Source organism: Pseudoduganella sp. GCM10020061 (assembly GCF_042683405.1).
In the GTDB taxonomy this organism is placed as follows: domain Bacteria; phylum Pseudomonadota; class Gammaproteobacteria; order Burkholderiales; family Burkholderiaceae_D; genus Telluria.
The window spans coordinates 696632-717847 of the sequence record NZ_JBHUJS010000001.1; the positions used below are offsets into that span (position 1 = coordinate 696632).

The 21216-nt window shown below is 64.7% G+C and carries 21 protein-coding genes; 16 read left to right on the top strand and 5 right to left on the bottom strand.

The window, feature by feature from the left end; all coding sequences use genetic code 11:
* The first annotated feature begins 7 nt into the window (after positions 1-7).
* The 5 genes from lptA (at position 8) to ACFSQR_RS03130 (ending at position 4468) form a co-directional block, all read left to right on the top strand.
* Positions 8-607 (top strand): lipopolysaccharide transport periplasmic protein LptA, encoded by a 600-nt coding sequence (gene lptA, locus ACFSQR_RS03110; RefSeq protein ID WP_377728001.1) that lies wholly within the window; start codon positions 8-10, stop codon positions 605-607.
* Positions 607-1365, top strand: a complete 759-nt coding sequence (gene lptB, locus ACFSQR_RS03115; RefSeq protein ID WP_377728003.1) for an LPS export ABC transporter ATP-binding protein — start codon at positions 607-609, stop codon at positions 1363-1365. Before lptA ends, lptB begins: the two co-directional genes overlap by 1 nt.
* A 12-nt stretch (positions 1366-1377) precedes the next feature.
* Positions 1378-2847: an RNA polymerase factor sigma-54 gene (locus ACFSQR_RS03120; protein WP_377728005.1), complete on the top strand. Its 1470-nt coding sequence runs from the start codon at positions 1378-1380 to the stop codon at positions 2845-2847.
* A gap of 81 nt (positions 2848-2928) precedes the next feature.
* Positions 2929-3279, top strand: a complete 351-nt coding sequence (gene hpf / locus ACFSQR_RS03125; RefSeq protein ID WP_377728007.1) for a ribosome hibernation-promoting factor, HPF/YfiA family — start codon at positions 2929-2931, stop codon at positions 3277-3279.
* 118 nt (positions 3280-3397) lie between these two features.
* A complete protein-coding gene (locus ACFSQR_RS03130) occupies positions 3398-4468 on the top strand; it encodes an enoyl-CoA hydratase/isomerase family protein (protein ID WP_377728009.1) in 1071 nt (356 codons plus the stop codon).
* 21 nt (positions 4469-4489) lie between these two features.
* Here the strand turns inward: ACFSQR_RS03130 and rapZ are convergent, their stop codons facing one another.
* From rapZ to ilvA, 5 genes are all read right to left on the bottom strand, one after another.
* On the bottom strand, positions 4490-5353 hold the full coding sequence (rapZ, locus tag ACFSQR_RS03135) for an RNase adapter RapZ (RefSeq protein WP_377728011.1): 864 nt from the start codon (positions 5351-5353) through the stop codon (positions 4490-4492).
* Between the two features lie 59 nt (positions 5354-5412).
* Positions 5413-6348 (bottom strand): HPr(Ser) kinase/phosphatase, encoded by a 936-nt coding sequence (hprK, locus tag ACFSQR_RS03140; protein ID WP_377728014.1) that lies wholly within the window; start codon positions 6346-6348, stop codon positions 5413-5415.
* A gap of 3 nt (positions 6349-6351) precedes the next feature.
* Positions 6352-6834 carry a PTS sugar transporter subunit IIA gene (locus tag ACFSQR_RS03145; RefSeq protein ID WP_377728016.1) on the bottom strand — a complete coding sequence of 161 codons (483 nt, stop codon included), beginning with the start codon at positions 6832-6834 and terminating at the stop codon, positions 6352-6354.
* A 357-nt stretch (positions 6835-7191) separates the two neighbouring features.
* Positions 7192-8022: an NADPH-dependent 7-cyano-7-deazaguanine reductase QueF gene (queF, locus tag ACFSQR_RS03150; RefSeq protein ID WP_377728018.1), complete on the bottom strand. Its 831-nt coding sequence runs from the start codon at positions 8020-8022 to the stop codon at positions 7192-7194.
* A 1-nt stretch (position 8023) separates the two neighbouring features.
* Entirely contained in the window at positions 8024-9556 is a 1533-nt protein-coding gene (gene ilvA / locus ACFSQR_RS03155; protein WP_377728019.1) for a threonine ammonia-lyase, biosynthetic, read from the bottom strand.
* A 160-nt stretch (positions 9557-9716) separates the two neighbouring features.
* On the opposite strand from ilvA, the gene ACFSQR_RS03160 reads away from it, so the two are divergent.
* The 11 genes from ACFSQR_RS03160 to ACFSQR_RS03210 all read left to right on the top strand — a co-directional run bounded on the left by ACFSQR_RS03160 (position 9717) and on the right by ACFSQR_RS03210 (position 21189).
* Positions 9717-10208, top strand: coding sequence for a YqaA family protein (locus ACFSQR_RS03160; RefSeq protein WP_377728022.1), 492 nt, complete (start codon positions 9717-9719; stop codon positions 10206-10208).
* A 140-nt stretch (positions 10209-10348) separates the two neighbouring features.
* A complete protein-coding gene (locus ACFSQR_RS03165) occupies positions 10349-14347 on the top strand; it encodes a DUF3683 domain-containing protein (protein WP_377728023.1) in 3999 nt (1332 codons plus the stop codon).
* Positions 14344-14796, top strand: a complete 453-nt coding sequence (locus ACFSQR_RS03170) for an HIT family protein (protein WP_377728026.1) — start codon at positions 14344-14346, stop codon at positions 14794-14796. Before ACFSQR_RS03165 ends, ACFSQR_RS03170 begins: the two co-directional genes overlap by 4 nt.
* Positions 14793-15209 carry a gamma-butyrobetaine hydroxylase-like domain-containing protein gene (locus ACFSQR_RS03175; RefSeq protein WP_377728029.1) on the top strand — a complete coding sequence of 139 codons (417 nt, stop codon included), beginning with the start codon at positions 14793-14795 and terminating at the stop codon, positions 15207-15209. The genes ACFSQR_RS03170 and ACFSQR_RS03175 overlap by 4 nt, the downstream gene beginning before the upstream one ends.
* Positions 15210-15378: 169 nt before the next feature.
* Complete coding sequence (gene ubiE, locus ACFSQR_RS03180; protein WP_377728031.1) at positions 15379-16113, top strand: bifunctional demethylmenaquinone methyltransferase/2-methoxy-6-polyprenyl-1,4-benzoquinol methylase UbiE; 735 nt, start codon at positions 15379-15381, stop codon at positions 16111-16113.
* A 20-nt stretch (positions 16114-16133) separates the two neighbouring features.
* Positions 16134-17078 carry a Tim44 domain-containing protein gene (locus tag ACFSQR_RS03185; protein ID WP_377728033.1) on the top strand — a complete coding sequence of 315 codons (945 nt, stop codon included), beginning with the start codon at positions 16134-16136 and terminating at the stop codon, positions 17076-17078.
* Between the two features lie 107 nt (positions 17079-17185).
* Positions 17186-17830, top strand: a complete 645-nt coding sequence (locus ACFSQR_RS03190) for an SCP2 domain-containing protein (protein WP_377728036.1) — start codon at positions 17186-17188, stop codon at positions 17828-17830.
* Entirely contained in the window at positions 17827-19386 is a 1560-nt protein-coding gene (gene ubiB, locus ACFSQR_RS03195) for a ubiquinone biosynthesis regulatory protein kinase UbiB (RefSeq protein WP_377728039.1), read from the top strand. Before ACFSQR_RS03190 ends, ubiB begins: the two co-directional genes overlap by 4 nt.
* Positions 19387-19391: 5 nt before the next feature.
* Complete coding sequence (locus ACFSQR_RS03200; protein WP_377728041.1) at positions 19392-19991, top strand: methyltransferase; 600 nt, start codon at positions 19392-19394, stop codon at positions 19989-19991.
* Positions 19992-20294: 303 nt separating this feature from the next.
* Positions 20295-20576 carry an FmdB family zinc ribbon protein gene (locus tag ACFSQR_RS03205; RefSeq protein WP_377728043.1) on the top strand — a complete coding sequence of 94 codons (282 nt, stop codon included), beginning with the start codon at positions 20295-20297 and terminating at the stop codon, positions 20574-20576.
* Between the two features lie 7 nt (positions 20577-20583).
* The gene (locus ACFSQR_RS03210) at positions 20584-21189 is read left to right on the top strand and encodes a DUF502 domain-containing protein (protein WP_377728046.1); all 606 of its coding nucleotides are present in this window, start codon (positions 20584-20586) and stop codon (positions 21187-21189) included.
* Positions 21190-21216 lie beyond the last annotated feature (27 nt).

Sequence of the window (21216 nt, forward strand, 5' to 3'; positions counted from 1 at the left end):
TTCGCCCATGAAACGACACCTGATCATCGCCAGCCTTTGCCTCTTCGCGACCGCGGCGTGGGCCGAGAAGGCGGACTCGAACAAGCCGACCACCATCACGGCCGAGACGGCGGACTTCGACGACGTGACCCAGTCGCACGTGCTGACCGGCAGCGTCGAGCTGCAGCGCGGCACCCTGGTCATGCGCTCGGAACGCGCGACCGTGCGCGAGACGCCGGACGGCTGGCAGATCGCCACACTGGTCGGCGGTAACGGCAAGCTGGCCACCTTCCGCCAGAAGCGCGACGGCGGCGCCGACCTGTGGGTCGAGGGCCGCGCCGAACGCATCGAGTACGACCAGCGTACCGAAGTCGCCAAGCTGTTCTCGAAAGCGAACATTACGCAGCTGGACGGCAAGCGCGTGACCGACGAGGTCAATGGCGAATACATTTCCTACGACAGCCGCAAGGAAGTCTTCGCAGTGCGTAACGACGCCAGCGGCGAGAACAAGCCCGGCAAGGGCCGCGTAACGCTGATCCTGGCGCCGCGCAAAACGCAAGCGGCACAGCCGGCGCAACCGGCACCGGCGGCCCAGCCGGCCCAGCCAGCAGCACAGGATAAAAAGTAATGGATGAACAAAACAGCGGCTGCACCCTGATTGCACGCGGCCTGCAGAAATCCTACGGCAAGCGCATGGTCGTGCACGACGTGTCGCTGCAGGTGGAATGCGGCGAAGTGGTCGGCCTGCTCGGCCCGAACGGCGCCGGCAAGACGACCTCGTTCTACATGATCGTCGGCCTGGTGCCGTCGGACGCGGGAACGATCGAAGTGGCGGGCGTGGACATCTCCAGCCTGCCGATCCACCGCCGCGCCACGCTCGGCCTGTCCTACCTGCCGCAGGAAGCGTCGGTGTTCCGCAAGCTCACGGTGGAGGAGAACATCCGCGCCGTGCTGGAACTGCAGAAGGACGAACACGGCAAGCCTCTCAAGGGCGACGCCATCGACGAGCGGCTCGACACCCTGCTGGCGGAATTGCAGATCGAAAAGCTGCGCGAGAATCCGGCGCTGTCCCTGTCCGGCGGCGAGCGCCGCCGGGTCGAAATCGCACGCGCGCTGGCGACCAATCCGCGCTTCGTGCTGCTGGACGAGCCGTTCGCCGGCGTGGACCCGATTGCGGTCATTGAAATTCAACGAATTGTGCGATTCCTCAAGGAGCGCGGCATCGGAGTGCTCATCACCGACCACAATGTGCGCGAAACGCTTGGCATCTGCGACCGGGCGTATATCATCAACCAGGGTTCGGTATTGGCGTCGGGTCGTCCCGACGACATCATCTCGAACGAGTCGGTACGCCGCGTCTACCTGGGTGAACACTTCCGCATGTAAGCTCGCCGCCGCATGAAACAAAGCCTGCAGCTGCGCACTTCGCAGCATCTCGCGCTCACGCCGCAACTGCAGCAGTCCATTCGCCTGCTGCAGTTGTCCACGCTCGAGCTGCACCAGGAGCTCGAGCAGGCGCTGGCCGACAATCCCCTGCTCGAGCGCCTCGACGATCCGCTCGACCATTCGGTGCGCCTGCTGGCCGATGGCGCCATTGCCAGCAGCACGCCGTCCACCGCCACGGAAAACAGCGAGCCGCAGGGAGAGCGGCAGGAAGCCTCGCAGGAAGGCGCCGGCGACGATTACGAAGCGCCCGCCGACAGCGACAGTTCCGGCGACGACTGGGGCGACGCGGGGCGCGGCAAGGCCCCCGAGGACGACGACGGACGCATGCAGCTCGAAGCGTGCGCGACCACGCTGCGCGAACACCTGCTGGAGCAGGCGCGCGTGACGGTGCCGGAAGGGCGCGACCGCGTCCTGGTGGAGCTGGTCGTCGATGCGCTCGACGACAATGGCTACCTGGACGAAGCGCTGGAGGACATCCATGCGCGCCTCCCGCAGGAAGCGGACATCGACATCTGCGAACTGCGCACCGCGCTCGCGCTGCTGCAGAGTTTCGATCCGCCTGGCGTGGGCGCGCGCAGTGCGTCCGAATGCCTGGCGCTGCAGATCCGCCGCATGGAGCGCGTGCCGATGGTCACGCGGCGCATGGCGTTGACGATCGTCGAACAGCACCTGGCCTGGTTCGCGCAGCGCGATTTCGGCAAGCTGAAAAAAGCCCTCGATTGCGACGACGAAGACCTGCGCGAGGCGCAGGCCGTCATCCGCCAGTGCAATCCTCATCCGGGCGCCGCGTTTGCCGCGGATGCGTCAGACTATGTCGTACCGGACGTGATCGTGCGGCGCGCCAAGGGCGGGTGGTCGGTCACACTGAATCCGGACGTCATGCCGCGCCTGCGCATCAACCAGGTCTACGCGAGCATGCTCAAGCAGGCCAAGGGCGAGGCGCAGATGGGTGCGCAGCTCCAGGAGGCGCGCTGGCTGATCAAGAACATGCGCCAGCGCTTCGATACGATCCTGCGCGTTGCGCAGGCCATCGTGGAGCGGCAGAAGAACTTTTTCTCGCACGGTGCGGTCGCCATGCGTCCCCTTGTGTTGCGTGAAATAGCTGATACACTAGGTTTACACGAGAGCACTATTTCTCGTGTCACAACGCAGAAATTCATGCTGACACCGCACGGCATGTTTGAGTTGAAATATTTCTTCGGTAGCCATGTCGCCACCGAGGCAGGCGGTGAAGCCTCCTCCACGGCGATACGTGCTCTGATCGTGCAACTGACGGGAGCAGAAGACCCGAAAAATCCTTTATCCGACAGTAAGATTGCGGAGATGCTGGGGGAGCAGGGCATGGTCATCGCGCGGCGCACCGTTGCCAAGTACCGCGAAGCACTCAAGATCCCACCCGTCAGCCTGCGCAAATCTTTGTAAAGTCTCTGTAGCAGCTGTAAGCAGGGCGTTCCTCTACGCACCGGGCGCACGAACGAGCAAGTGAACTTTCAAGGAGTGTGTATGAATCTCACCATCAGTGGACACCATCTCGAAGTAACTTCCGCCATCCGTGACTACGTTCAAAGCAAGCTCGAGCGAATCACCAGACATTTCGATCATGTGATCGACATCGCCGTCATCCTCTCCGTCGACAACCTCACCGAAAAGGAAAAACGCCAGAAGGCGGAGGTCAACCTGCGCATGTCCGGCAAGACCGTGCACGTGGAAAGCCAGGCGCAGGACCTGTACGCAGCGATCGACACCTTGATGGATAAGCTGGACAGGCAAGTGATGAAGCATAAGGACCGGGTGCAGGACCACAATAACGAGTCCATCAAGTACATCCCGGAAGGCGAGAGGTCCGCGGCCTGAAAACCAGAATAACAACATCCGCGCATGGGGCGCCGTGAGCGCTCCCGAAGGCACCCCCGGGTGCCTTTTTCAATGTGGGGCTGCGCTAGAATAGCGCTTTCCTTTTCGACTACACGCCATGACTGAATACGTCCAGACCCGCGTCTCCAACGGCATCGGCTTCATCACGCTCGACCGCCCCAAGGCCCTCAATTCGCTGTCGCTCGACATGGTGCGCGCGCTGACCGACGTGCTGTTGCAGTGGCAGGCCGACCCCGGCGTGCAGGCCGTGGTGCTGGGTTCGAGCAGCGAGAAGGCGCTGTGCGCGGGCGGCGACATCCGCTTCTTCTTCGAAGCCGGCAAGGCCACGCCGATGGGCGGCTCGGCGCTGCTGGAAGACTTCTTCACCGAAGAATACGCGCTGAATCACCTGATCCACTACTACGAAAAGCCCTACGTCGCACTGATGGATGGCGTGGTGATGGGCGGCGGCATGGGCATAGCGCAGGCCGGCCCGCAGGCACGCGTGCGCGTCGTCACGGAACGCACGAAAATGGCCATGCCGGAGGTGAACATCGGCCTGTTCCCGGATGTGGGCGGCAGCTACTTCCTCTCGCGTGCGGCGGGCGCGCTGGGCAACTACCTTGGCCTGACGGGACTTACCGTCGGCGCGGCCGATTCCATCTACCTGGACCTGGCGGACGTGTTCGTGCCAGGCGAGCGCATGGCGGAACTGAAGGCGGCGCTGGCTGCGGCGGATGGAAGCAGGGTGCGCGAGGTGATTGCATCGTTCGGCGCCGCTGCCGGTGCGTCGCAGCTGGAGGCGGAGCGCGCCACCATCGACCGCCACTTCTCGCTGGCGTCGGTGCAGGCCATCATGGACTCGCTGGAGCAGGATGCCAGCCCGTTCGCGCAGAAAGCGCTGGGCGCGATGCGCCAGCGTTCGCCATTGATGATGCGCGTAACCTTCGAACTGCTGAAGCGCGGCGCATCGCTGGACGTGGCCGACTGCCTGCGCATGGAGCGCAACCTCGTGCGCCGCAACTTCGAGCATGGCGAAGTGCTGGAGGGTGTGCGTGCGCTCGTGATCGACAAGGACAACCAGCCGGTATGGAATCCGCCGTCGCTCGATTCGGTGACCGACGAGATGGTGGATCGCTTCTTCGAGCCCGCCTGGCCTACCTGGGCCCATCCCCTCCGCCACCTCTGAGATGGGAGGGGGCCGCCCCCCTCAGGACTGCTCGCGGTGGCGCAGCAGCACCCGCTCCGTCGATGAGAAGTGCTTAGCCAGCCGCTCGGCCATGTACACCGAGCGGTGCTGGCCACCGGTGCATCCTAGCGCGACCGTGAGGTAGCTGCGGTTATCCGTCTTGAACGCGGGTAGCCACTTCTCGATGAACTTGCGGATATCTTCCAGCATCTCGTTCGCGTTGGGCTGCGCTTCGAGGAACTTGATCACCGGCTCGTCCATGCCCGTCAGCGGGCGCAGCGCCAGGTCGTAGTAGGGGTTCGGGATCGCGCGCACATCGAACACGAAATCCGCATCCAGCGGCACGCCCAGCTTGAACGCGAACGACTCGAAGAACAGCGTCAGCGGCGCGCGCTCGAGCTCCACCAGCTCCTTGATCCACACGCGCAGCTTGCTGGCCGACAGTTCGGAGGTGTCGATGACCAGCCCGAGCTTTTCGATTGCGCCAAGGCGGTCGCGCTCTTCGGCGATACACTCGATCAGCGTGCGGCGCGCGGCAGGGTTCTCGCCGGGACGCAATTCGTGCGACAGCGGATGGCTGCGGCGGGTCTCGGAAAAGCGCGCCACCAGCGAATGCGTGTTCGCCGTCAGGAATATCGCCTTCACGTCGTGGCTTTGCTCGCGCAGCGCCTTCACCACCAGCGGCAGTTCGGCCAGCGACTCCGCGCTGCGCGCGTCGACGGCAATGGCCGCGCGTTCCGCGCCCTGCTCATGCAGGGCCTCGACCAACTGGGGCAGCAGGGCAGGGGGAAGGTTGTCGACGCAGTAGAACCCTGCGTCTTCGAGAACGTTCAGGGCTACTGATTTGCCGGAGCCTGAGATACCGGTGATGAGTACGATGCGCATAGCCGCGATGATACCGTAAGCCGCAGCAGGGGAGGTGACTGTCCCAACGGGACCGTCGCTCAGTCGCCGCTCATGGCCTGGCGCTGGCGCTCCATGAACTCGGACAGCGTGTCGATGCCGCGCAGCTGCAGGATGGTGTTGCGCACCGCCGCCTCCAGCAGCACCGCGATGTTGCGGCCGGCAGCAACCGGGATCACGACTTTACGGATCGGCAGGCCGAGCACATCTTCGGTCGGGAAATTGAATGGCAGGCGCTCGACTTCCTCTTCCAGCGCCGAGCGGCGCACGAGATGCACAATCAGCTTCAGGCGCATCTTGCGGCGCACCGCGGTCTCGCCAAAGATCGCCTTGATGTCGAGCAGGCCGAGGCCGCGGACTTCGAGCAGGTTCTGCAGCAGTGGCGGGCAGCGGCCCTCCACCATGTTCGGCGCGATGCGCGAGAATTCGACCGCGTCGTCGGCAACCAGGCCGTGCGAACGCGAGATCAGCTCCAGGCCAAGTTCGCTCTTGCCCAGGCCCGAGTCGCCGGTAATGAGCACGCCCACGCCCAGCACGTCCATGAACACGCCGTGCATGATGATGCGCTGCGCGAGTTTCTTGGACAGGTACACGCGCAGGAAGTCGATCACCTGCGCGGCCGGCAGCGGCGTGGAGAACAGCGGGATATTCTGCTCGTCGCAGATGGCGAGGATGTCCGGCGGCGTCTCGAGGCCCTGCGCGATGATCAGCGCGGGCGGGGCGCCGGCGATCAGCTCGCCGATCACGTGGCTGCGCGAGCCGGACTTCAGGCGCTGGTAATAGGTCAGTTCCTGGTGGCCGAAGACCTGGATGCGGCCCGGGTGGATCAGGTTCAGGTGGCCGACCTGGTCGGCCGCGGACGCCACATCGCCCGAGATCAGGCGCTCGCCGCCCGGAAAGCCTGCAAACCACCCGAGTTCCAGGCTCTCGCGGTTGTCGTCGTACAGGCGTTGGATCGTGAGCGGCGTCTGGAGCATTGCTTAACCCAGCGCGTGCAGGCTGGGCTGCCAGTGGGTGATGCGGGCATGGACCGATGCCGGATCCGGATCGGTGGACAGTGCCTGGCGCACCGACTCGTCCGAGAACATCTCGGCGATCTCGGACAGGATCTCGAGGTGCTGCTGCGTGACGTGCTCCGGAATGAGCAGGAAGAACAGCAGGTTGACCGGCACGCCGTCGGGCGACTCGAACGGAATCGGTTCGGCCAGGCGCACGAATGCGCCGATCGGCGCCTTCAGGTTCTTCGAACCCTTGATGCGGCCGTGCGGAACCGCCACGCCGTGACCCAGGCCGGTCGAACCGAGGCGCTCGCGCGCGAACAGGTTGTCGGACACGGTCGAACGCGCGATACCGCAGTTATTCTCAAAAATCAGCCCTGCCTGCTCGAATGCGCGCTTCTTGCTGGAGACTTCCAGGTCGAGAAGCACGTTCTCGGGCGACAGGATTTTGCTCAGGTTCGTCATGACAAATTTGGTGCTGCAAAGCACAAAGGGGGGCTTGCGAGCCAGAATTATAGGCTTGTTTTGAACCCGTGTAATTCGATTTCGCAAGCATCTGTAAGTGGGCGGTTTTGCGTTACCACAATGAAATGCCAAACATCCAAGCTCTCCGGCAGGTCCGTTTGTTTGCCACTGCCAGTATTTCCCGTTTCCCGCCCGAGCACGGTTAAGTGACGCACTTCCACGCTTCCTCACGAGGTATCGTATTCCGATACTGTCAAATGCGCCGAACGGCGTGGTGCCAGACCCCAGGGGAAAAGGTGCCTGATCCTCGAGGGAATGGGTGCCGGACCCCGCGCGGAGGTGATACCGATAGGGCTGTTATTGCCGGGCGGTACGCAGGTTGGGCGGGCGCTGGCCGGTGTAGTTGGTGCGGTAGGGGTTGATGTCGAGGCCGCCGCGGCGGGTGTAGCGGGCGTAGACCGCCAGCTTGTGCGGGGCGCACTGGCGCAGGATGTCGGTAAAGATGCGCTCGACGCACTGCTCGTGGAATTCGTTGTGCTCGCGGAAACCGATCAGGTATTTCAGGAGCATTTCCTGGTCGATCTGCGGCCCGGCGTACTGGATCTGGACGCTCGCCCAGTCGGGCTGGCCGGTCACCAGGCAGTTCGATTTGAGCAGGTGCGAGACCAGCGTTTCCTGGACCGGCGGCTCGTCCTTGGCGGCTTTCAGCAGCGCCGGGGCAGGGCTGTAGCTGTCGACTTCGATGTCGAGCCGGTCGAGCAGGATGCCGTCCAGTTCGCCCATCTTGAGCGTGCCGAAGTCTTCCGGCAGCGTCAGGGCGATGTGCACCGGCGCGCCGAAGCCGGCCGAGAGGTCGTCGCGCAGCAGGGCCAGCAGCGCTTCGTGATTGGCCAGGCGCGTCTGGTTGAAGGAGTTCAGGTACAGCTTGAACGACTTCGATTCGATGATGTTGGGCGAGTCGGCCGGCGCGGTGATCGTGGCGATCGCCACCTGCGGCTTGCCGCGCATGTTCAGCCACGAGATTTCGTAGGCGTTCCAGATGTCGACGCCGAAGAAGGGCAGGGTGCCGCTGATGCCGAGTTCGTCGCGCTTGGACTGGCGCGGGATCGGGAACAGCAGGTCCGGGGCGTACTGGGTCTGGTAGGCGGAGGTCTTGCCAAGCGGCGATTGGTCTGCGGTATTGTTCATGTCACAAAAATAGCTTGTACACCGGGTTGTCGGTTTCGTCCCAATGACGGTAACCCAGCGTGTTGAGGAAGTCGCGGAAGGCGTCCATCTCGGCCTGCGGCACCTGCAGCCCGACCAGGATGCGGCCCACGTCGCCGCCCTGGTTCCGGTAGTGGAACAGGGAGATGTTCCAGTTCGGCGCCATCGAGTTCAGGAAGCGCATCAGCGCGCCGGGCCGCTCGGGGAATTCGAAGCGGTACAGCAGTTCGTCGTGCGCCAGCGCGCTCTTGCCGCCGACGAGGTGGCGGATGTGCAGCTTGGCCAGTTCGTCGTGCGTCAGGTCGAGCGTGGAAAAGCCGTGCTGGTCGAACGTTCTCTTGAGCAGGCTGGATTCTCCCACAACCGCGGTTTGCACGCCGACGAACACGTGGGCGACATCTTCGCCGCTGATGCGGTAGTTGAATTCGGTGACGTTGCGCGGCCCCACCAATTCGCAGAAGCGGCGGAAGCTGCCGCGCTGCTCCGGGATCGTGACGGCGAACACGGCTTCGCGGTGCTCGCCCAGTTCCGCGCGCTCGGCAACGAAGCGCAGGCGATCGAAGTTCATGTTGGCGCCGCTGGCGACGGCCACCAGGGTCTCGCCGCGCACCGGGATCTTGGCGCTGGCGGAACGCTCGACGTAGGCCTTGGCCCCTGCCACCGCCAGCGCGCCGGCCGGCTCCAGGATGCTGCGCGTGTCCTGGAACACGTCCTTGATCGCGGCGCAGATGGCGTCGTTGTCGACCAGGATCACGTCGTCCAGGTACTGCTGCGCGAGGCGGAAGGTTTCTTCGCCCACCAGGCGCACCGCGGTGCCGTCCGAGAACAGGCCGACGTCCGGCAGCGTGACCCGCTCGCGCGCCTTGAGGCTGCGCGCCATCGCGTCCGAGTCCAGCGTCTGCACGCCGATCACGCGGATGTCGGGCCGCACCTGCTTGACGTAGGCGCAGATGCCGGCGGCCAGTCCGCCCCCGCCGATCGGGACGAAGATCGCGTGGATCGGCCCTGAATGCTGGCGCAGGATCTCCATGCCGATCGTGCCCTGGCCCGCGATCACGTCCGGGTCGTCGAACGGGTGGACGAAGGTCAGGCCCTGCTCGCGGCCCAGCGTGAGCGCGTGGTTGTAGGCGTCCGTGTACGAGTCGCCGTGCTGCACGATCTCGACGCTGGCGCCCCCCTGCGCCTTGACCGCATCCACTTTCAGGGGCGGCGTGGTGGTCGGCATCACGATCAGCGCGCGCCCGCCCAGGCGCGCAGCCGACAGCGCCACGCCCTGCGCGTGGTTGCCGGCCGAGGCGCACACCACGCCGCGCCGCAGCTGCGCCTGCGACAGGTTGGCCATCTTGTTGTAGGCGCCGCGCACCTTGAAGCTGAACACGCACTGCATGTCCTCGCGCTTGAAGTACAGGCGGTTGCCGATCCGTTCGGACAGCGTGGGCGCGAGTTCCAGCGGGGTCTCTTCGGCCACGTCGTAGACGCGCGCGGTCAGGATTTTCTTGAGGTAGTCGGTCGTCATCGTGCAAACAATTGAAATGAAAGTTGGCGCTGGACTGGCTTGGCGGTGGTGACCGACGGATAAGCAGCGGGTACGCTGGCCGCAGGGTGGGCGGGGCGAACCGGACGGAGCGAGTGGCTCGGGATCATTATAATGGCTCATCCCTTAGCCGACCCTGCCGATGATCGAATCGTTTGTCCTCTGGCTGCTCAAAGTCCTCGCGGTGCCGACGGTCGGCCTGGGATCGGTATTCCTGATCAGTTTCGTTTCCGCCACGCTGGTGCCGATGGGTTCGGAGCCCGCCGTGTTCGCGGTGATCAAGGCCAACGAGGCGATGTTCTGGCCGGCAATCCTGGTCGCCACGCTGGGCAATACCCTGGGCGGCGCGGTCGACTACTGGCTCGGCTACACCGCCAAGCGCGCGTTCGCGAAGGAGCGCAGCACGCGCTGGTTCCACTGGCTGGAAAAGCACGGGCCCAAGACCATGCTGCTGTCGTGGGTGCCGGGCATCGGCGATCCGCTGTGCACGATGGCGGGGTGGCTGCACATGCCGTACTGGCCGAGCATCGGGTACATGGCGATCGGCAAGTTCATGCGCTACCTCACCATGACCACCGCGCTGCTCTACGTGCCCGACTCGTTCTGGAAGCAGCTCGGCCAATTGCTGGGGTAGGGACTGTCCCCGCAGGGGACCGTCCGCCTGCAAAGAATATTTGCACGAAGACAAGATTTGGCAAATAAGATTTGCCTCTTCAGCATGGTGCAGCGCAATAAGCTAGAATGAATTTCCTTAAGCGTCTGGCAACCATTCCAATGAACGCCCCTGCACACATCCAGGCACTGCTGGCCGAGAATCCCGACGGCACCGCGCCGCGCCTGCGCGAGATCCCCTACAACTACACGTCGTTCTCGGACCGCGAGATCGTGATCCGGCTGCTGGGCGAGCCCGCATGGCGGCTGCTGGACCAGCTGCGCGCGGCGCGCCAGACCGGCCGCTCCGCGCGCATGCTGTACGAGGTGCTGGGCGACATCTGGGTGGTGCGCCGCAATCCCTACCTGCAGGACGACCTGCTCGACAACCCCAAGCGCCGCCAGAACCTGATCGACGCGCTGAACCACCGCCTGTCGGAAGTGGACAAGCGCCGCATCGCGGTGGACGCGGCAGGCGACGACGCCCAGGCACGCAGCGACAGCGTCGAACTGCTGCTCGCTGCGGCGCGCAAGGCGGTCGAAGACTTCGGCAACGAGTTCCGCCAGATGTACGACCTGCGCCGCCGTGCGATGAAGGTGCTGGGCCGCTACACGGACAAGCAGAACATCCGTTTCGATGGCATGAAGCGCGTCTCGCACGTGACCGACGCCACCGACTGGCGTGTCGAATATCCGTTCGTCGTGCTCACGCCCGACAGCGAGGACGAGATGGCCGGCCTGGTCAAGGGCTGCATCGAGCTTGGCCTGACCATCATCCCGCGCGGCGGCGGCACCGGCTACACCGGCGGCGCGATCCCGCTCACGCCGCTGTCTGCCGTGATCAACACCGAAAAGCTGATCGCGATCGGCCCGGTCGAAATGGTCACGCTGCCGGGCCTCGAGCACGAATACGCCACTATCTGGACCGGCGCCGGCGTCATCACCAACAGCGTCGCCAAGGCCGCGGAAGCCGCCGGCTTCGTGTTCGCGGTCGACCCGACCTCCGCGCATGCGTCCTGCATCGGCGGGAACATCGCCATGAACGCGGGTGGCAAGAAGGCGGTCCTGTGGGGCACTGCGCTCGACAACCTGGCCTCCTGGCGCATGGTGGACCCGAACGGGGACTGGCTGGACGTCACCCGCATCGACCACAACCTGTCGAAGATCCACGATACCCCGCTCGCGCGCTTCAAGCTGGAGTGGACGCACCCGGCCTCGCGCGGCGAAGCCAGGGGCAAGCCGTTCAAGACCGAGGTGCTGGAGATCGAGGGCCGCAAATTCCGCAAGGCGGGCCTGGGCAAGGACGTCACCGACAAGTTCCTGGCCGGCCTGCCGGGCATCCAGAAGGAGGGCTGCGACGGCCTGATCACGTCCGCGCGCTGGATCCTGCACCGCATGCCCAAGTTTGCGCGCACGGTCTGCCTGGAGTTCTTCGGCCAGGCGCGCGACGCGATCCCGTCGATCGTCGAGATCAAGGACTACCTCGACGGCCTGCCGGCGCAGGGCGAGCAGTTCGCCACGCTGCGGCTCGCGGGCCTGGAGCACCTGGACGAGCGCTACCTGCGCGCGGTCGGCTACACCACCAAGTCGCGCCGCGGCGTGCTTCCCAAGATGGCGCTGTTCGGCGACATCGTCGGCGACGACGAGAACGCGGTGGCGCTGGCCGCCTCCGAGGTGGTGCGCATCGCGAACACCCGCGTGGGCGAAGGCTTCGTCGCGGTCAGCCCGGAAGCGCGCAAGAAATTCTGGCTCGACCGCGCCCGCACCGCCGCCATCGCCAAGCACACCAACGCCTTCAAGATCAACGAGGACGTGGTGATCCCGCTCAACCGCATGGGCGAGTACACCGATGGCATCGAGCGCATCAACGTCGAACTGTCGATCGAAAACAAGCTGAAACTGGCCGACCGGCTGATCGAATTTTTCGCAGGCGGCAACCTGCCGATCGGGAAGAGCGACGATGCGCACGGCGAACGGCTGGACGCATCGGTGATCCTCGAAGACCGCGTGCCGCATGCGATGGCGCTGCTGACGCAGACGCGGGCGCGCTGGCAGTGGCTTCTCCAGCACCTGGACACGCCGCTGGCCGAGGCGCAGGAGGCGCTGGAGAGCCACGGCGTCGACACCGGCTTTGCGGCGCAGCGCATCGCGCGCCATCCGGCCACCAACGTGTTCGACATCATCCAGGACCACAGCGTACGGGTGTCGTGGAAGCGCGAGCTGCGCGCGGAACTGCGCAATATCTTCAACGGCGCCGCGTTCAAGCCGATCCTCGACGAAGTCACGGAGATCCACCAGCGCGTGCTGCACGGCCGCGTGTTCGTCGCGCTGCACATGCACGCCGGCGACGGCAACGTGCACACCAACATCCCGGTCAATTCGGACGATTACGCGATGCTGCAGGACGCGCACCGCTCGGTCGCGCGCATCATGAAGCTGGCACGCTCGCTGGACGGCGTGATCTCGGGCGAGCATGGCATCGGCATCACCAAGCTCGAATTCCTGACCGAGGACGAGATCGGCGAATTCCGCGACTACAAGCAGCGCATCGACCCGGAAGGCCGCTTCAACAAGGGCAAGCTGCTCAACCACCCGGAACTGTTCGCGGACCTGCGCAACGCCTACACGCCCTCGTTCGGACTGATGGGCCATGAATCGCTGATCATGCAGCAAAGCGACATCGGCGAGATCGCGAACAGCATCAAGGACTGCCTGCGCTGCGGGAAATGCAAGCCGGTCTGCAACACGCACATCCCGCGCGCCAACCTGCTGTATTCGCCACGCGACAAGATCCTCGCCACCTCCGCGCTGATCGAAGCCTTCCTGTACGAAGAGCAGACCCGCCGCGGCATCTCGATCCGCCACTGGGAGGAATTCGAGGACGTGGCCGACCACTGCACGATCTGCCACAAGTGCGAATCGCCATGCCCGGTCAACATCGACTTCGGCGACGTGTCGATGAATATGCGGAACCTGCTGCGCAAGATGGACAAGAAGTCCTTCAACCCCGGTACCGCGGCCTCGATGTTCTTCCTGAACGCGACCGACCCGACCACCATCAACGCCACGCGCAAGGTGATGATCGACTGGGGCTACAAGGCGCAGCGCCTCGGCAACGACGTGCTCAAGAAGTTCGCGCGCAAGCAGGCAAAGGCGCCGCCGCCGACCACCGGCAAGCCGCCCGTGCGCGAGCAGGTGATCCACTTCGTCAACCGCAAGATGCCGGGCAACCTGCCCAAGAAGACGGCGCGCGCGCTGCTCGACATCGAGGACGACAAGTTCGTGCCGATCATCCGCAACCCCAAAGTGACGACCGCCGATACGGAAGCGGTGTTCTACTTCCCCGGCTGCGGCTCCGAGCGCCTGTTTTCGCAGGTGGGCCTGGCCACGCAGGCGATGTTGTGGGAGGTGGGCGTGCAGACCGTGCTGCCGCCGGGCTACCTGTGCTGCGGCTATCCCCAGCGCGGCGCCGGCCAGTACGACAAGGCCGCCAAGATGATGACCGATAACCGCGTGCTGTTCCACCGCATGGCCAACACGCTGAACTACCTCGACATCAAGACTGTGCTGGTCTCGTGCGGCACCTGCTACGACCAGCTGTCGACCTACGAGTTCGACAAGATCTTCCCCGGCTGCCGCATCATGGACATCCACGAGTACCTGCTGGAGAAGGGCGTCAAGCTGGAAGGTGTGGGCGGCGTGCGCTACATGTACCACGACCCCTGCCACACGCCGATGAAACTGCAGGATGGCGTCAAGACCGTGAACGCGTTGATCACCACCGCCGATGCGGTAAAGATCGAAAAGAACGACCGCTGCTGCGGCGAGTCCGGCACGCTCGCGATCACGCGTCCCGACATCTCGACCCAGGTCCGCTTCCGCAAGGAAGAAGAAATGGTCAAGGCCAGCGACGCGCTGCGCAGCGACGGCTTCAAGGGCGACGTCAAGGTGCTGACCAGCTGCCCGTCCTGCCTGCAGGGGCTGTCGCGCTACAATGAAGACTCCGGCACCACCGCCGACTACATCGTGGTCGAAATCGCGCGCCATCTGCTTGGCGAGGACTGGATGCCGGACTACGTCAAGCGCGCCAACGACGGCGGCATCGAAAGGGTACTCGTATGAGCGATTGCGAACTGTGCGAACTGACCGCGGAACCGGGGCTGGAAACGTCCGGCCCGTACCACCCGGTCTGGCGCGACGACAAGCTCAAGGTGATCATGGTCGACGACCAGAACTATCCCGGCTTCTGCCGCGTGGTCTGGAACGAGCATGTCAGGGAGATGACGGACCTGGTGCCAACCGACCGCAGGCACCTGATGGACGTGGTGTGGCGCGTCGAGGAAGCCGTGCGCGAGGTAATGGGTCCGGACAAGATCAACGTCGCGAGTCTCGGCAACGTGGTCCCGCACCTGCACTGGCACGTCATTCCGCGCTACCGCGATGACGCGCACTTCCCGAACCCCGTGTGGGCCGCTGCCGTGCGCGTGCCCGATCCGGCCGTGATCGACCTGCGCCGCGCGCTGGTCGCACGGCTCGCCAACGAACTCGTGACCCGGCTCCAGAAACCATGAACCCGACCGACATCACCGTCCACCAGAAGTCCCGCACCTTCGACATCGCATTCGAGGACGGCAGCGCGTTCTCGCTCCCGTTCGAATACCTGCGCGTCTATTCGCCGTCCGCCGAAGTGCGCGGACACGGAACGGGGCAGGAGGTGCTCCAGGTCGGCAAGCGCGACGTCGGCATCACCTCCGTTGCGCCGGTCGGCAACTACGCGATCCAGCCGCAGTTCACCGATGGCCACAACACCGGCCTGTACACCTGGGACTACCTCTACAAGCTCGGCGCCGAACAGGCGCAGCTCTGGCAGCAGTACCTGGACCGCCTGCACGCCGCCGGCTTCGAAGGCGATACGGGCCGCGACCCGGGCGCCGTCCTCCCCGGCACGGACGGCCACACCCACCACCGCGGCTGCAGCCACTAAAGCCCGAGGGGACCGTCCCGCAGGGGGCCGTCTCCGGATCTTTACCCTCCCGGCAAAGGCGAAAACCTCCCCTAAAACCTGATATGGGGTTCGGTTTTTCCGAAGTTTCGCACCGGTTTGCGCGCCTGCCGGACTGTATAATTGCGCCTATACCAACTGGCCACATACCATGACCAACACCACCCATTTCGGCTACAAGACCGTCGCCGAAGACGAGAAAGTCAAAGAAGTCGCCAAGGTCTTCCACTCCGTCGCCGGCAAGTACGACGTCATGAACGACTTGATGTCGGCAGGCCTGCACCGCCTGTGGAAAACCTTCACGATCGCGCAGGCAGGCGTGCGTCCCGGCATGAAAGTGCTGGACATCGCAGGCGGCACCGGCGACCTGGCAAAAGCCTTCGCCAGGCAGGCGGGCCCGAATGGCGAAGTCTGGCTCACGGACATCAACGAATCGATGCTGCGCGTGGGCCGCGACCGTCTATTGAACAAGGGATTGTCGACCCCCACCTTGCTCTGTGACGCAGAAAAGCTGCCGTTCCCGGACAACCACTTCGACCGCGTCAGCGTGGCCTTTGGCCTGCGCAACATGACGCACAAGGACGCCGCGCTGTCGGAAATGCGCCGCGTCCTCAAACCGGGCGGCAAGCTGCTCGTACTGGAATTCTCGAAAGTCGCGGCGCCGCTGCAGAAACCGTATGACGTGTATTCGTTCTCGGTGCTGCCGTGGCTGGGACAAAAGATCGCGGGCGATGCGGAAAGCTATCGCTACCTGGCGGAATCCATCCGCATGCATCCGGATCAGGAAACGCTCAAGACCATGATGCAGGACGCGGGCCTCGAACGCGTCGAGTACTTTAATTTAACTGCCGGCGTGGCTGCATTGCACACCGGTATCAAACTGTGAGGTTAAGAATGAAAAAGTCTTTGGTTACTCTGATGCTTGCGATCACGATGACGTCGCTGGTGGCAGACGCGATCGCGCGCCCGATGGGTGGCCGTCGTTCGTTCGGCCGCCAGTCCGCTAACGTGACCCAGAAGGCGCCGCCAGCGGCGCCGACCGCCCCGGCCGCAGCGCCTGGCGCGACGCGTCCTGCCGCAGCGCCGGCCGCCGCTGGCGCCGCAGGTGCAGCAGCCGCCGCCGCCAAGCCAAGCATGTGGAAAGGCATCCTCGGCGGCGCACTGCTGGGCCTGGGCCTCGGCGCGCTGTTCTCCAGCCTGGGCCTGTCGTCCGCGCTGGGCAACGCCATCGGTTCGATCCTCATGATCCTCCTGCTGGTCATGGCTGTGATGTTCATCGTCCGCATGTTCCGCCGCAAGGACACGCCGGCCAACGCGCCGTTCGAAGGCTTCAGCAAGCCGGTTCCGGCTGGCGCGCCGCGTTCGACCACGCCTGAAATCGGCTCCGGCCTGAACCAGGGTGCGTTCAACCAGCAGCCGTCGGCCTTCCAGCCGGTGCAGCCGGTGCCTGGCACCCAGGCGACCAACGAGGGGACCTGGTACGTGCCGGGCGACTTCGACAAGGAAGCGTTCCTGCGCCAGGCCAAGTCGATGTTCATCCGCATGCAGGCTGCATGGGACAAGGGCGACGTGAACGACCTGCGTGAGTTCACCACGCCGGAAGTGTTCGCCGAACTGAAGATGCAGATGTCCGAGCGCACCGACAACGACTACACCGACGTGGTGCAGATCGACGCGCAGATGCTGGGCATCGAAGACCTGGGCAGCGACCACATGGCCAGCGTGCGCTTCTCCGGCATGATCAAGGAATCGCCGACCGCGCAGCCGACCCCGATCGCCGAGGTGTGGAACCTCACCAAGCCGAAGAACGGTTCGGCTGGCTGGCTGCTCGCCGGCATCCAGCAGCTCTGATGCAGCAGGGACAGTCCCCGTTGGGACAGTCCCCGAAATATGATGCCAGTCTGGTAAGATCGAACCGCCCGCTTTCCGGGCGGTTTTTTTTCGGGTCCAGTGTCACTATGTTCTTCCCCTCGCCATTCACCGGCCTGGCCGGCACCGCCGCGGCCGCCATCAACCACCTGCTCGCCCAGGAGGCCTGGGCGCGCGACTCGCTCGCGCTGCACGCGGGCAAGGAAGCACTGGTGGATGCCGGCGCCTTCTCGGTACGCCTGCGGGTCGCGCGCGACGGCATGGTCCAGGCCAGCAACACCGAGGCGCCCGCCAGCGTCACCATCCGGGTCAAGGTGTCGGACGTGCCGCTGATCCTGCAGAACCGCGACCGCGCCTTTTCGTATGTCAAGATCGAGGGCGACGCCGAATTCGCCAACGCCATCTCGCAGCTGTCCAAGGCCCTGCGCTGGGAGGCCGAACACGACCTGGAACCCTTCCTGGGCCCGATCGGCGCGCGCCGCGTGGTCGGCGGCGCCCGCAGCGTGGCGGAAGGCGTGCGCACCACGCACCGCAAGCTGACCGAGAATATGGCCGAGTTCCTCGTGGAGGAGCGGCCCGTGCTGGTCCACCGCCACGCGGCCGAAGCCTTCGGAGAGGACGTGCGCGAACTGCGCGACGACGTCGAGCGCGCCGCCAAGCGCATCGCCAAACTGGAGCAGAAGCTGGCCAAGCCCGCGCCGCGCGCCGGACAACAACACCTGGACCTTGAATGATCTGGAAATTCGTACGACTGCTTAAAATCTTCCGTGTCGCGATCAAGTACGGTCTCGACGAGATTGCCATTTCCGGATTTTCCGTCCCGCGCACCGCCAAGTTCATCGACCGCCTGTTCTTCTGGCGGGATATCAGCGCCCCGCGCGGCGTGCGCCTGCGCCGCGCGCTGGAGGAGCTGGGCCCGATCTTCGTCAAGTTCGGCCAGGTGCTGTCCACCCGCCGCGACCTGGTGCCGGCCGACCTGGCCGACGAGCTGGCGCTGCTGCAGGACCGCGTGCCGCCGTTCCCGTCCGACCTCGCCGTGGCCCAGATCACCCGCTCGCTGGGCGCGCACCCGGACCTGCTGTTCGCCAGCTTCGAGCGCGAGCCGGTCGCCTCGGCCTCGATCGCGCAGGTGCACTTCGCCACGCTCAAGGACGGCACCGAAGTCGCGGTGAAGGTGCTGCGCCCCGGGATGAAGCAATTCATCGACGAGGACGTCGCGCTGATGCACGATGCCGCCGACCTGCTGTCGCGCCTGTGGGCGGACGCGCGCCGCCTCAAGCCGAAGGAAGTCGTCGCCGAATTCGACAAATACCTGCACGACGAGCTGGACCTGATGCGCGAGGCGGCCAACGCCGCCCAGCTGCGCCGCAACTTCGCCGGTTCCTCGCTGCTGATGGTGCCCGAGATGTACTGGGACTACTGCTCCTCCAGCGTGATCACGATGGAGCGCATGAACGGAATTCCGGTCTCGCAGACCGAGCGCCTGGTGGCAGAAGGCGTGGACCTGGCCAAGCTGTCGCGCGACGGCGTCGAGATCTTCTTCACGCAGGTGTTCCGGGACGGCTTCTTCCACGCCGATATGCACCCCGGGAATATCCTCGTGTCGGTCGAGCCGGCCACGTTCGGGCGCTATATCGCACTCGACTTCGGCATCGTCGGCACGCTCAACGACTACGACAAGGACTACCTGTCGCAGAACTTCCTGGCCTTCTTCCGGCGCGACTACAAGCGCGTGGCCGAAGCGCACATCGAATCGGGCTGGGCGCCGAAAGACACCCGGGTCGACGAACTGGAGTCGGCGGTGCGCGCCTGCTGCGAACCGATCTTCGACCGGCCGCTCAAGGACATCTCGTTCGGCCAGGTGCTGCTGCGCCTGTTCCAGACCTCGCGCCGTTTCAATGTCGAAGTCCAGCCGCAGCTGGTGCTGCTGCAAAAGACCCTGCTGAATATCGAGGGCCTGGGCCGCCAGCTCGACCCGGACCTGGACCTGTGGAAGACCGCCAAGCCGCACCTGGAGCGCTGGATGGCCGAGCAGATCGGCTGGCGCGGCTTTGTCGAGCGCCTGAAGGAAGAGGCGCCGCGCTTCGCCCACATCGTCCCGCAGATCCCGCGCCTGCTGCACCAGACCCTGCATAACCAGGCCGAGCGCAAGGACGACTCGATCCTGCTGCAAATGCTGATCCTGGAGCAGCGCCGCACCAACCGCCGGATGACCGCGCTCGTCCTCGTGATCAGCCTGCTGGGCATCGGCTACCTGGTGGCTGAATACGTGCCGCTGGACCGGATGTAAGTACGATGCCGGAGTTCGACAGCCGCGACCCCAACACCAGCGCGTTCTGGGACGAGCGCTTCGAGCGCGGCTTCACGCCGTGGGACCGCGGAGGCGTGCCGGAAGCGCTGCGCGGCTTCGTCGCCCGCGTCGACCGTCCGCTGTCCACCCTGATTCCCGGCTGCGGCGCGGCCTACGAACTGGCGTACCTGTCCGATGCGGGCTGGCCGGTGACCGCCATCGACTTTTCGCCGGCGGCAGTCGCCGCCGCGCGCGCCGTAGCGGGTCAATGGGCCGACCGGATCGAACAGGCCGACTTTTTCACCTGGCAGCCCCGCCGCAGCCTGGACTTCATCTATGAGAGGGCATTCCTGTGTGCGCTGCCGCCGGCGATGCGGCCCGCGGTCGTTGAGCGCTGGGCTGCCTTGCTTCCTCCGGGCGCCTTCCTCGGCGGCTTCTTCTATATCGCCGACACCGAGCGCGGGCCGCCATTCGGGATCGGAGCCGCCCAGCTGGAAGCAATGCTCTCTCCGTACTTCGAGCGGCTGGAAGACATGGCGGTCACCGACTCCATACCGGTCTTCGACGGCTTTGAGCGCTGGCAGCTCTGGCAACGGCGCTCCTGACCCGTCATTCCAGCGAACGCTGGATTCCATAAAATGGGGACAGACCCCATTTCGAAAATGGGGACAGACCCCATTTTTAGGGAATTTTCTGCGTCGCGTTGGCTGAGTGGACAGTATGACCAGACCCAGTAAGTCATCCACCCACCCACCGGTCCGCGGGGGAGGGCGTGGAAATGGGGTCTGTCCCCATTTTTGGGCGGGAAATGGGGTCTGTCCCCATTTTTGGGTGGGGGCGGGCCAGCAAAAGTCGGTCAAAAAGCTTTATAATTCAGGGTTTTGAAGATTTTTGCGGAGTAATCCAGTATGCCAATTTACGCTTACCGCTGCGACGCCTGCGGTTTTGCCAGGGACGTGTTGCAGAAGATCTCGGACGCACCGCTGACGGTGTGCGAGTCGTGCCAACAGCCGTCGTTCCGCAAGCAGCTGACCGCAGCAGGCTTCCAACTGAAAGGTACCGGCTGGTACGTGACCGATTTCCGCGGCGGCAGTGCGCCGTCCACCGGCACCGCGAGCGCGCCCGCTGCCGAATCCAAGCCGGCCGAATCGGCCCCCGCTCCGGCCGCTACCCCGGCCACGGGCACCTGAGGAACCGATGCGCAAATATTTCATCACCGGCCTGCTGGTCCTGGTACCCCTCGCGATTACCGCCTGGGTGCTGAACATCATCATCAGCACGCTGGACCAGTCGCTGCTGTTCGTGCCGGAGCAGTACCAGCCGCGCACGATGTTCGGCTTCGACATCCCGGGCCTGGGCGCGGTGCTTACGCTCGCGATCATCTTCCTGACCGGCCTGCTGACCAATAACCTGGTCGGCAATTTCCTGCTGCGCCAGTGGGAGAAGCTGCTCAAGCGCATCCCCGTGGTGAACTCGCTGTACGGCAGCGTAAAGCAGGTGTCGGACACGCTGTTTTCCTCGTCCGGCAACGCGTTCCGCAAGGCCGTGCTGGTGCCGTACCCGCACGAGAACTCGCACACCATCGGCTTCCTGACCGGCGTGCCGGGCGGCGACGTCAAGACCTACCTGTCCGGCGACTTCGTGAGCGTGTACGTTCCGACCACGCCGAACCCGACTTCCGGCTTCTTCCTGATGATGGAACGCAGCCGCGTGCAGGAGCTGGACATGAGCGTCGATGCGGCGCTCAAGTACATCGTCTCGATGGGCGTGGTCGCCCCGGACGAAACGGCTCCAAAAGAATAATCCGATTAAATCCAACCCGAATGAGAA